This window comes from Waterburya sp. (assembly GCF_058530065.1).
In genome coordinates this window covers 1-12,203 of record NZ_JBZNBU010000002.1, presented here as the reverse complement: position 1 = coordinate 12,203, position 12,203 = coordinate 1, and the positions used below count along the sequence as shown (strand labels likewise).

Below are 12,203 nucleotides of genomic sequence, written 5' to 3'. Positions count from 1 at the left end.
CTTTTTCAGAATAAAAAAGTGGTATATAAATTTTCACTTTAAGTCTAAAAATATTGATGCTTGAATAAATGCAGTCTACTAGATTTCTATTGGTCTGGCGATCGATGTACAAATCAACAATTTCAACTGTGGATAGATAAACCCGATTCAATCAATTTTTGTCTTGTCTCAATCATCAAAACACGATAAATCTCTAGCTTCAATTAATTTACGCAGTAAGCACTGTGATAGCACAAGAAATTGCATCTGACTAACCTTAATTGACTTTAAATCATAAAAAACTTGATATATATATTATGGACGTTTTTTAGAATTATAATTGTAGGTTATCATAGCACCAATTATTAAATCGCAAACTATTGTTTCAGTCTGGCAGATATATATTTAGGACTCAAGGGCAGATTATGGTATTCAAGTGAAAATTACGACAATATTAAATCTTGTCATTTTCGAGAGAAGCCAAAGGCTTTTTGGTTAAACGAACCTCTGTCGCTACAATAGAGATTAATACCTAGTTGTAATTCGTAGATGAATACTTTTCCTTCCACTCTTGAAGCTGCTATCGAACAAGCTAAAGAAGCTACTAAAAATGCGATCGCTGATGGTTATAAGCTAGTTCAAGTAGAATTAGTTATTCCCGAAATCGCTTTGCAATCAGAAGCACTCGCTCTACAGTTTGCTCATTTATTTGCTGAAGATGGCACGAAAGTTAAAGTAATGTTTCCCGATACTGGTGCAGCAGCTTTAGCCAAGCGTAATTGGGGAGAAAAACCATTTGCCGTAACTGATATGGGAAGTCGTTTTACTCCCATTGAATCTCAAGTTTCTCCTGAGGATGAAATGTTTATTCTGGCTTGTCCTTCTTCGGTGGAAGTGGATCGGGCGGAGAAACTAAGTAAGATAGCGGAAGATCGTCCCATAATTTTTCTGATACCTCAATTAGAAGATGTAGCGGTAGTAGGTATTGGTTTAGCTGCCAGACAATTAAGAGAGCGTTTTATTAAAAATATTTATTCTAGCTATCATCTCCGCCCCATTGATGGTGGTGCTGTGTTGCGCTGCCATCCCTCAGGGTGGCAAATTTGGCTAGAAAATGAGGCAAAGGAAGAAAACTACGAATTGGCGACGGAATTGGCTACTAAGCCAATGGGAGAAGATTTAGACCGTCTAATGATGGAGTTAATCAATCCTCCAGGAAAGAATCAAGATAATGCTCAACCCAAGAGAAAACAAAATATTTTGGGTAGCTTGCAGAAGTTTCTTAAAGCTTTAAGTCAATAAAGTTATTAGTAATTAGTAATTAGTTTTTAGATAATCTATTTGTTCGTTGAAAATTAATGCTAGGAAATATTCCTTTTCCCTTTCCCCATTTCCCTTTAACCAGCCCAAATGACAAATTTAATTTCCCGCAAGTACTTGTGGTTGGCTGCTAGTATTTTTGTTGCAGTTTTGTTTGCTCTCTCTGGGTTTGGTTTGGCTTTTGATTCGGCTTATACAGTACAAGATGATGCCAGACAGCACGTTTTTTGGTTGCAAAGGTTGAGCGATCGCGATTTATTTCCTAACGATTTAATTGCCGATTATTTTAGTTCCGTTGTTCCTGCTGGTTATAAGTTTGTTTATTGGCTGGCTAATATTTGTGGCATCGAACCTTTTTTATTTAATAAGATTCTGCCTTTGATTTTGGGAGTTGCTACGAGTATTTATCTGTTTCTGGTAACTCTAGAAATCTTTCCTCTTCCTTTTGCTGGTTTTTGCGCTAGTTTGCTACTCAATCAAAATCTGTGGATGTTGGACGATCTGGTTTCTGGTACGCCCAGAGCTTTTTTTTATGTCTTGTTTTTGGGCTTTATTTATTATTTATTACGCCAGAATCTATTATTTTGTTCTCTATTTATTGCTTTGCAGGGGTTATTTTATCCCCAGGTATTGTTAATCTCTACAGGAATTCTCTGTCTTAATTTAGTCGATCGCCCGTCGCCAAAAAAGTTTTATCTTGTCGGTATAGTTGTGGCTGCAATAGTTATAGCCATTTATAAGTTTCAAAATACAGACTCTCATACAGTCATTAGTTTAGAGTTAGCCAAGCAACTCCCCGAATTTTATCCTGGAGGCAGAAGTAGATTTTTCTTCGATAATTTTTGGTCTTTTTGGTTGGTAGGAGAAAGAAGCGGTTATTTTCCCAGAGAATGGCAATATGTTTTGCTATCTTCTTTTGGTTTATTATTGCCCCTCTTGCTGAAATATCGCCAAAAATTTCCTTTGGCAAAATACGTCCAGCCTCAAATAAAAATAATCGGACAAATCTTACTAGCTTCTCTAATACTATATGTTTTAGCTCACTTGCTACTGTTTCAACTCCACCTCCCCAGTCGCTATAGCCAACATACTAGTCGAATCGTTATTGCCTTAGTTAATGGCATTGTTTTAACTATTGCGATCGCCAAAATCAGCCAATCTGCCCAAAAATTACGTCCGCTAATTATTGCTGCAATACTCGCTGCAATTCTCTATCCCACCTATGCAGTGCAGTCTTATCCCTACCGTTTGGGTTATGTGACGGGAGAAGCCACCGAACTTTATGAATTTTTACAACAGCAACCCAAAGATATTTTAATTGCTAGTTTGAGCCAAGAAGCGGATTTCATTCCTAGTTTGGCAAAGCGATCGGTTTTAGTCGCAGAAGAATATGGCATTCCCTATCATTGGAATTATTATCAACAAATACGTCAAAGAACAAAAGATCTAATTCGAGCCAGTTATAGTTCCAATCCCCAAGAAGTTAGTAATTTTATCGATCGCTATGAGATAGATTTTTGGCTGGTCGATCGCGATAGTTTTACCAGTCAGTATTTAGCCAATAACTCTTGGTTAAATCAATTTCAACCAGAAACTAAAGAAGCAATTACCAACTTAGAACAAAACGAGCGATCGCTCTTAGAAATTACCAGCGATCGCTGTAGTGTGTTTACAACCCAAAAATTGAATCTATTGGATGCTGGATGTATTACGAAGTCAATCGAAGGCAGAAGGCAGAAGTCAAAACTAACCACTATTCCAACAAAATCGAGTTGAGGTTTTCCGCCAGAATTTGCACGTTTGGTTCTTGTAGAATGTCTAGGTGTTCTCCTGGAATATCGCAGATCGATAAACCAGATTGAGCTAGTTGTTGCCATTCTAGTTTGGGATCGTAGTCTTCAGTAGCGCGAAACAGATAGATTTTATCGGGATATGATTGGATTTGATAGTTTTGATTGACTAGATTGTGTTCTTTTAACTGTTTCAAATATTCTACCTGAGCGTAATTACGGCTAGTGCGATCGATCAGATTATCTCGTACCCAGTCAACTTGATAGAGAAAATAGCGACTCCGATCCATAGTTGCTTGAGCGCGCCATCTAAGTCGATTTCTAATGTGGGTTAAGCCATGAGTACGAATTTTATTAAGATGTAGATGCAGACGTTTTTTTAAAGGAAAAGATTGCAGGGTTGCCGAATTGTCGGGGCAATGGGTATCCAACAATCCGAGAAAATTAACTTTTTCCCCCTGAGAAACTAGTCTTTGAGCGATTTCATAAGCTACTATACCGCCAAAAGAAACTCCCATTAAATAGTAAGGTCCTTGGGGTTGAATTTGCTGTAAATTGCCCGTGTAGTAATCTGCCAGGCTAGTAATATCTCGAAAATGAGGTAAATCTGGTTCGTTGCTGAAAGAAGTAGATAATCCACTAAGAGCGATCGCGGGGTCTAAATATTTAGCCAGAGGTCGATAAAATTCCAAACCATAACCTAAGTTGTGAATGCCAAACAAAGTTATGTTGGAAGTTCCTTCTTTAAAAGGAATATAGCTTTTCGGTTGATTAGATTTCGAGTCTTTTCTGATTAACTCAGCCAAGCTTTTAACGGTAGCTGCTTGAAAAACGGCGGATATGGCTAAGGTGTTTCCATAACGATTTTCTATTTCTGTTACCAATCGCGCTGCGAGTAAAGAATTGCCCCCCAGTTCGATAAAGTTATCTTCAATATCGATTTGTTCGATGCCTAAAATTGCTTCGATTATCTCGGCGATCTCTGCTTCGACACGATCGCGAGGTTTGGTTACTTCTACTTCAGTAGCAATGTTTAATGCCGATAGAGCGCGATAGTCAATTTTGCCACTAGTGGTTTGAGGAAAGCGATCGACAAAAACAAATCGACTGGGAATCATATAGGCTGGTAATTTTTCTTGGAGATATTGACGCAAAATTTCAGCATTTAGTTGTTCGTCAGAACTAGCCACAATATGAGCAACTAAAGTTTCTCCTAAATTGTTTTGACTTACTGTTACCGCCGCTTCTATAACTAGATCGTTTTGAGACAATACTGCTTCAATTTCCCCCAATTCAACCCGCAAACCATTGATATTGACTTGGCGATCGACTCTACCTAAAAATTGAATCGAACCATCACCTAACAACCGTCCTAAATCTCCTGTTTTATAAAGCCGTTCTCCAGAAACATAAGGATTGGGAATAAACTTTTCGGCAGTTAATTCGGGTCGATTGAGATAGCCTTGAGCCACTCCCGCACCGCTAATATGAATTTCTGCTGCGACACCAATGGGTACTGGTTGAAGATCTTTATCTAACAAATAAACTCTCATGTTAGATATAGGGCTGCCTACGGGTAGGGATTTTAAACCCAGATCGGTATGTTCGGGAATGGGAAACACCGTTACAACCCCCGTACCTTCGGTTTGACCGTAAATATTTGCTAACTTGACATCCGAGTCAAAAGTTTCTCGCCAACATTGATAAATTTCTGGGGTGACTTGTTCTCCTCCCGCAGCTACTAAACGGACTTGATTGTCTAGCAAGCTAGCTCTAACTTCTGGACTTTGGCTATTGAGAATTCCCCTAAAATTACGCCAAAAAGAAGGAACGCGATCGACGATAGTTACTCCATGACGTTTGATAATCTCGAAAGACTTGAGGGGATCTTTTACTTCCTCTGTGGTCAGTACGACTGCCGTAGCTCCCTGTGCCAAAGGCATGAGCAATTGTCTGGCAGAAACAATCAGAGCGATCGAACCGCGATGGAGATAAACATCATCGGGAGTAATATTAAAAGCGATTTGGAGAGATTGAGCGTAGTGGGAAAGATTGCTATGGGCTAACATAACTCCTTTGGGTTTGCCCGTAGAGCCTGAAGTATAGACAATATGAGCCAAGTCTTCGATCGCAATGGCTAAGTTTAGATTGTGTGAAGATTGTTGGGTAATTAATTCCCTGTCGCGATCGATACAAATAGTGCGATCTATTTGAGTCGGTAATTTATCTAGCAAGCTAGACTGGGTTAGCAATATTTCGATATTTGCGTCTTCAATAATAAAGTTTATTCTACTACTAGGATTAGAAATATCTAAAGGAACATAAATCCCTCCAGCTTTGAGGATTGCCATAACCGCTACTACCATTTCAAGCGATCGCTCAATACACAAACCGACAAAAGTACCTTGATTGACTCCTAAAGTTTGTAGATGGCGAGCTAATTGATTGGCTTGTTGGTTTAATTCTTGATAGCTTAATTTTTGTTCCTGACAAATAATCGCTACCGCTTCAGGATTGCGCTCTACTTTTGCTTCAAATAACTGATGTACGCACTGGGGTATGAACCGAGCTTCTGTTTGATTATTTGAGTAGAGTACTTGTTCCCTTTCTGCGTCGGAAATTAATTTGAAAGAATCAATTGTGCTTTGAGGGTTGGCAACAATTGAATGTAATAAAGTCAGGTAATTATCACTAATTCTCTCAATTGTATCCGCCTTAAATAAATAGGAATTGTATTCTAATTGCAAATGTAAACGATCGGAATCATGAAAAACACTCAAACATAATTCTTTGGTATTTTGTTCTTTAATCTTACTCTTAGCAGTAATATTAGATATATCTTTGCTATATTCAAATAGCATTTGATAGCTAATATTGGCTAAAGATTCTCTATCTTCTTTCACCCTATCTGTAGCGATCGCCTCAAAATATTCCCCAGCAATTGATTTTTGGTTTTTAATTGAAGATAATAAGCGATCGAATTGCTGCTGTGGTTCTATTTCAAGCTTAATGGGTAATAAATCTAATTGTTGTTGGTTATTTCTATCCCAATAGCCAATCAAGATATCTTCCTGTTGGCTGTAACGATATAGCAATGTGCCAAAAGCAGCAAGTAACAGCACTGCTAAAGATACTTCTCCATCGCGGGCAAGTTTAATTAATGCTGGTGTTAAATTTCGATCCCACTTATCTAGGTTAAATTCTAAAGTTTGATATTTTTGAGATGTTTCTGACTTTAGTTGCGATCTGACTTTATCGGTGGGGAAATCTAGTATGGGTGGAATATCAGATAATATTTTTTGCCAGTGACGATCGATATAACTGCTGTTTGTGGGGGAAATAGAAGCACGACTTTCTTGATGGTTTTTTTTTGTAAATAAATACATAAACTTTTTTTGGAGAGCGATATTCTTCTTCGGCTTGTTCTACAGCAATTTCACTGAAAACTAATAGCTGTTATAACTCAGATTCGAGCTATCTAATTTGAGATACTAAGATAAATAGGTGAATTTTAAGTCAAATTGAATATATTTACTTGATCGCCCTCTCTAATCTAGATTAATCGCTAAAAATGCGATCGCCTTAAATCGCTCGATACTCAAAAATCTTAAAAGTACTTTTTGGTAAATATAGCTAACTTCTCTTTGGTTGCAGGGGGAATATTATTTGGAGGAGTTAGAATGGCATATTTTAAAGCGGAATGGGCGATCGAATTTGGCGGATTGGCGTGGATTCGCCGAACAATTTCGGCGATCGCTTTTTGTGCGTTGACAGCATTTTTTTGTAGATTGCCAATAATCATTTCTACAGTAACGCTGTCGTGGTCTGGATGCCAACAGTCATAATCGGTAACCAAAGCTAAAGTACTATAAGCAATCTCGGCTTCTCTAGCTAGTTTGGCTTCGGTTAAGTTGGTCATGCCAATAATCTCTGCACCCCAACTGCGATAGAGGTTAGATTCTGCCTTAGTAGAAAATGCTGGTCCTTCCATGCAAACATAAGTACCACCGCGATGTAAATTGACTTCGGGCAAATCTAAAGACTCAATGGCATCTCCGACAATTCGAGCTAAATTGCCACAAATCGGATCGCCAAAAGCAATATGAGCTACTGCACCATTCCCAAAGAAAGTAGCAATACGGTTTTTAGTGCGATCGATAAATTGATCTGGCACTACCATATCTAAAGGTTTGATATCTTCTTTTAGAGAGCCAACTGCAGAAGCAGAGATAATATATTCCACTCCTAGTTGCTTCATAGCATGGATGTTAGCTCTAAAAGGTAATTCGGTCGGTAAAAGATGGTGATTGCGTCCGTGACGGGCTAGAAAAGCAACTGTCGCTCCTGATAATTGTCCGACGATTAAAGCATCGGAAGGATCGCCAAAAGGAGTAGAGAGCTTTAATTCTTGAACCTCAGTTAGAGCTTCCATTTTATACAAACCACTACCGCCGATAATACCAATTTTCGCTTCTACCATATCTATCTTGTTCGCTGATTTTAGTTATGCTCGAATTATTGTAACGATAGTTAGTAGTCATATAACATTAATTTGATAATTAAGCAATAGACAGCATAAAAAATGAGGGCTAATAACACCCCCATTGAAAACTACTAACAGATTTTGGTTAACTCAAATTTACATTCCAGGAAGATTTAAACCACTGGTAAGTTCTTCCATACGTCCGCGCATTAACTCAGTAGACTGGATATAAGCAGATTTCATCGCTGCGGTTACAGATGCAGCAAGAGCGTCTGCACCTTGAGACATTGCATCGGGAGAAATTTCTACGCGCAGTGGCTCTTGATTACCACTCATAACTACTGTAACTAGTCCGTCTTCACTTTTTCCCTCAATCTCCATTTGCTCTAATTCGGTTTGGAGTGCTTGCGCTCCTGCTTGTACCTCCTGAGCTTTTTTGAAAGCATCAGCAAGTTCTTTCATTTTTCCGAGGGGACCAAATCCTTTTCCTGCCATATCTATAACTTAGTTCTTATTTTGTTCAATAGTGATTGTGAATTCTATCTACCTTAACTGTAAAAAAAGTAACTAACCTAGAATTCTCCGATTAGCTTAACTTCTGGCTCTAAAGATATCGAACAATGATACTCTACTTGTTCTTGAGCATAACGAATTAATTCAAATATATCTTTAGCGGTAGCCCTGCCGCAGTTAAGAATAAAGTTGGCATGACGATGCGCTATTTGAGCATCACCAATTTTATAACCTTTTAATCCTAATTCTTCGATTAGTCTACCTGCTGCATGGGGTTTTGGATTACGGAAAACACTACCACAACTGGGAAGATGATAGGGTTGAGTGGTTTTGCGTTGCGTCCAATTCTGATTGGAAAGCTCCATTATTTCTGTTCTACTGTAGCCTGGTTCGAGTTGCATGACTGCTTTAACTACCAGATCCTTACCTCCCTGAAGATTGGAACTACGATAGCTATAGGCTAAATCTTTTGGGGTGACTTCTCGAATTGTGCCATCGGGAGACAATACCGTCGCCTTGACTAAAATATCTGCCATACAAGCAGCGTGCGCTCCCGCATTCATAACTACGCCACCACCCACAGTACCAGGAATTCCTACAGCCCATTCTAGCCCTTTGAAACCTCTTTTAGCTGCTTTCCAAGCTAATTTGGCGATCGCTTCCCCCGCATCGGCAGTCAATAAACCAGTTGAACCATCGAATTCATAACTCCTGAAATAGCGGGTAGAAAGAACTAAACCAGGAATACCGCGATCGCTTATCAGTAAATTTGAACCAGCACCCAGTAGAGTAAGGGGTATATCTTGTTTTTGATACCAAGCAAAACTAGCTTCTAGTTCCTCCCAGTTTCTGGGTGCAGCATACCATTGTGCGTCTCCTCCCACTTTATAAGAAGTTTGATTGGCTAAAGATATGCTTGGTTGAATTAAATTGTCCATTTAATTACTGGTTACTGATAATTGAAATTGTTTTGGAGATAGATTGATTTAGGTTACCCGCTCCTAAAAACATTGCCAAGTCTCCAGGTTGCAATATTTCTTGGGCGAGAAAATCGGAGATAGAATCTAGATCGGGATGATAGAGGACATTAGAGTGATGGCAGGCGATCGCATCGGCTAAGTCTTGTCCGTCGATGTTATGAGTATTTTTCTCTCCCGCACTATATATATCAGTCACCACAACCAGATCGGCATCTTTAAAAGCTTGAGAAAATTCTGTCATAAAGGTTTTAGTGCGACTGTAGCGATGGGGTTGGAATATGGCGACGACTCTTTGTAGGGGATTGTTCCCTGCAACTCTTAGTTTGGCTGCTGCTAGAGTTACCTCAATCTCGCTGGGATGGTGAGCATAATCATCGATAAAAATAATATTGTTAACTTCTCCTTTTTTCTCAAACCTTCTTTTCGTTCCCCCAAAAGCACCCAAAGAATTAGCGATCGCAGCAAAATCTAATCCGATGTGTCGCCCAACGGCGATCGCACCTAAAGCATTGCTCAGATTGTGCTTGCCCAGTAAAGGTAATTGCAATTCTCCCAGACAAACTCCTCGCTCCCAAATTTCCGCCTGGCTGCCAACCGCATCATAGGTAGCATTCTTAGCAGTATAATCCGCACCTGAATCTGGATTAAGACTGTAACTAATAGTCAGAGGTAATTCTGCTTTAACTATCGGATCGTCAATACAGCCAATCAAAATTTTGCATTGAGCGGCAAAAGTCTGAAAAATATTAATAACTTCCTGAATATCTTGATAGCGATCGGGATGATCTAATTCAATATTAGTAATCACTCCAATACTGGGATGATGCTTGACTAAAGAGCCATCGGATTCGTCTGCTTCTGCCACTAAATATTTACCTTTTCCACTACGAGCGTTGCCATCCCAAGCATTCACCTCTCCACCAACAATAATCGTCGGATCGCAGTCGCACTCTAAAAGCATATAAGCGATCGCACTACTAGTAGTAGTTTTGCCATGAGTGCCAGAAACCGCAATACTCTCATACTCGTCAATCAAAGCTGCTAAAAGATCGCTACGATGGAAAATCGGACAGCCCAATTGCTTGGCTGCTTGATATTCTGGATTGGTGGTTGCGATCGCTGTAGAACAGACTATTTGGGGTAAATTATCTGTCAGTTTATTATTAGGCGCGATCGCGCCAATTGATTTCGACCTAACTCCTGCGGTAACAACTAAGGGTTTGGGGTTAGAGTTAGAAGCTTGGGTAAAATAATCTAAATTACTCGCTTCTTGACCGTGAAAAATTTTAACTCCCAATTTCTCAAGACGTTCTGTAATATGACTGGAGCGCAAATCAGACCCCGACACTGGAACTCGATGTCGAGCAACAATATAAGCAAGAGCCGACATTCCAATTCCGCCAATACCGATAAAGTGAAATGGTTTCCCGTTCAAATCTACTTTTGTCACTCTGCTATCTCCTGCCATAAAACAATTATTTTGTCTAACGACCGACGATCGTAAAATACTCCCTTAATCAAAGGAAAGCACTTCCATAATTTGTCATCGTTCCAAACAATACGGCATATGATAACAAGATTTTTTTTGAGTTAGGTATTAAGGAGAACCAGTTAACAATCAAATTTATCTTTCTCAAACATATATTTGAGAGAATTAAGCTTGAATTCTACAGTTCGATCGCAATAAAGATAAGATTTTGCAGCCTTCGCAATCTATTTGCAATTAGCAGAACTAATTTACCAAGTTTTTTGCTACAAGATGCTCTTGGGATCGATCCCAAATAGGGTCTTGAAATATGGTTACTTTACGATATGATGAGTCTTATTAAGAATGTTTTAACTATTAACCTAATAAAATTGAGGGCAAGAATAAGTGGTTAGAGTAGCAATTAATGGTTTTGGACGTATTGGACGTAACTTTGTACGGTGCTTATTAAGTAGAGGAGAAGATACCAACCTAGAACTGGTAGGCATCAACGATACTTCCGATCCTAAAACCAACTCTCATCTATTAAAATATGACACCATGTTAGGTCTTTTAGATGCGGATATTGGTTATGATACCAATTCTCTAATCGTTAATGGCAAAACAGTTAAGTGTGTATCAGATCGTAATCCCTTGAACTTGCCTTGGAAAGAATGGGATATTGATATTGTTATTGAATCTACTGGTGTATTTCGCGATGCTGCTGGTGCGGGCAAACACCTTCAAGCTGGTGCAAAAAAAGTAGTAATCACGGCTCCTGGTAAAGGACCCGACATCGGTACTTATGTGGTAGGGGTTAACGACAAGCAATATAAACCAGGAGAATTTGATATCCTGAGTAATGCTAGTTGTACTACTAACTGTCTAGCTCCCATTGTTAAAGTCATCAACGAGAATTTTGGCATCATCAAAGGTACGATGACCACCACTCACAGTTACACTGGCGACCAACGCATTCTAGATGCTAGTCACCGCGACTTAAGAAGAGCTAGAGCAGCAGCAGCTAACATCGTACCTACTTCCACTGGTGCAGCAGTAGCCGTAGCTTTGGTTTATCCCGAAGTTAAAGGTAAACTAGATGGTATTGCAATGCGCGTACCTACTCCTAACGTTTCTGTAGTTGATTTAGTGGCTCAAGTTGAGAAGAAAACCATTGCTGAAGAAGTGAATGAAGTATTAAGAAAAGCTTCTGAAGGTCAAATGAAAGGTATTTTGGGTTACACAGATCTACCTCTAGTATCTTCTGACTTTAAAGGTACTGATGTTTCTTCTACTATTGACGGACAGCTAACAATTGTTCTCGATGGCGACATGATTAAAGTTGTTGCTTGGTACGACAACGAATGGGGTTATTCTCAGCGTGTAGTTGACCTAGCCCAAATTGTTGCTGCTGGAATGTAATTTTTAAATTTATATAACTAACTTTAACAAGTAATTTAGCTTACATAATACCTCCTAAATAGTATTTAGGGGGGTGTTTTTTTTTGAAGGATAAAGGATAAGTAGTCGTGCCAAATTAATTGACTAGTGAAGGATAGGTAGCAGGTAGTAGGTAGTAGCACCTAGTCCCCCCGTCTCCTAGTCTCCTTGTCCCCCAGTCCCGTCAAGCGGGATAATATCTCCTCATCTCCTAGTCATCAAAAGTTCTCTTT

8 protein-coding genes are annotated in these 12,203 nt (G+C 39.2%); 3 read left to right on the top strand and 5 right to left on the bottom strand.

The window, feature by feature from the left end; all coding sequences use genetic code 11:
- Positions 1–528: 528 nt before the first annotated feature.
- Entirely contained in the window at positions 529–1,281 is a 753-nt protein-coding gene (locus AC33VI_RS00090) for a DUF1995 family protein (protein WP_491780234.1), read from the top strand.
- Between the two features lie 108 nt (positions 1,282–1,389).
- Positions 1,390–3,075: a hypothetical protein gene (locus AC33VI_RS00085; RefSeq protein ID WP_491780233.1), complete on the top strand. Its 1,686-nt coding sequence runs from the start codon at positions 1,390–1,392 to the stop codon at positions 3,073–3,075.
- Here the strand turns inward: AC33VI_RS00085 and AC33VI_RS00080 are convergent.
- From AC33VI_RS00080 to murC, 5 genes are all read right to left on the bottom strand, one after another.
- Positions 3,053–6,475 carry a non-ribosomal peptide synthetase gene (locus AC33VI_RS00080; RefSeq protein ID WP_491780232.1) on the bottom strand — a complete coding sequence of 1,141 codons (3,423 nt, stop codon included), beginning with the start codon at positions 6,473–6,475 and terminating at the stop codon, positions 3,053–3,055. The two genes, AC33VI_RS00085 and AC33VI_RS00080, sit on opposite strands and share 23 nt — an antisense overlap.
- A 221-nt stretch (positions 6,476–6,696) precedes the next feature.
- On the bottom strand, positions 6,697–7,569 hold the full coding sequence (locus AC33VI_RS00075; protein WP_491780231.1) for an S-methyl-5'-thioadenosine phosphorylase: 873 nt from the start codon (positions 7,567–7,569) through the stop codon (positions 6,697–6,699).
- Between the two features lie 159 nt (positions 7,570–7,728).
- Entirely contained in the window at positions 7,729–8,067 is a 339-nt protein-coding gene (locus tag AC33VI_RS00070) for a YbaB/EbfC family nucleoid-associated protein (RefSeq protein WP_491780230.1), read from the bottom strand.
- Between the two features lie 77 nt (positions 8,068–8,144).
- On the bottom strand, positions 8,145–9,023 hold the full coding sequence (murB, locus tag AC33VI_RS00065) for a UDP-N-acetylmuramate dehydrogenase (RefSeq protein WP_491780229.1): 879 nt from the start codon (positions 9,021–9,023) through the stop codon (positions 8,145–8,147).
- Between the two features lie 4 nt (positions 9,024–9,027).
- Positions 9,028–10,533 (bottom strand): UDP-N-acetylmuramate--L-alanine ligase, encoded by a 1,506-nt coding sequence (murC, locus tag AC33VI_RS00060; protein ID WP_491780228.1) that lies wholly within the window; start codon positions 10,531–10,533, stop codon positions 9,028–9,030.
- Positions 10,534–10,938: 405 nt separating this feature from the next.
- On the opposite strand from murC, the gene AC33VI_RS00055 reads away from it, so the two are divergent.
- Entirely contained in the window at positions 10,939–11,952 is a 1,014-nt protein-coding gene (locus AC33VI_RS00055) for a type I glyceraldehyde-3-phosphate dehydrogenase (RefSeq protein ID WP_491780227.1), read from the top strand.
- The last annotated feature ends 251 nt before the right edge of the window (positions 11,953–12,203 follow it).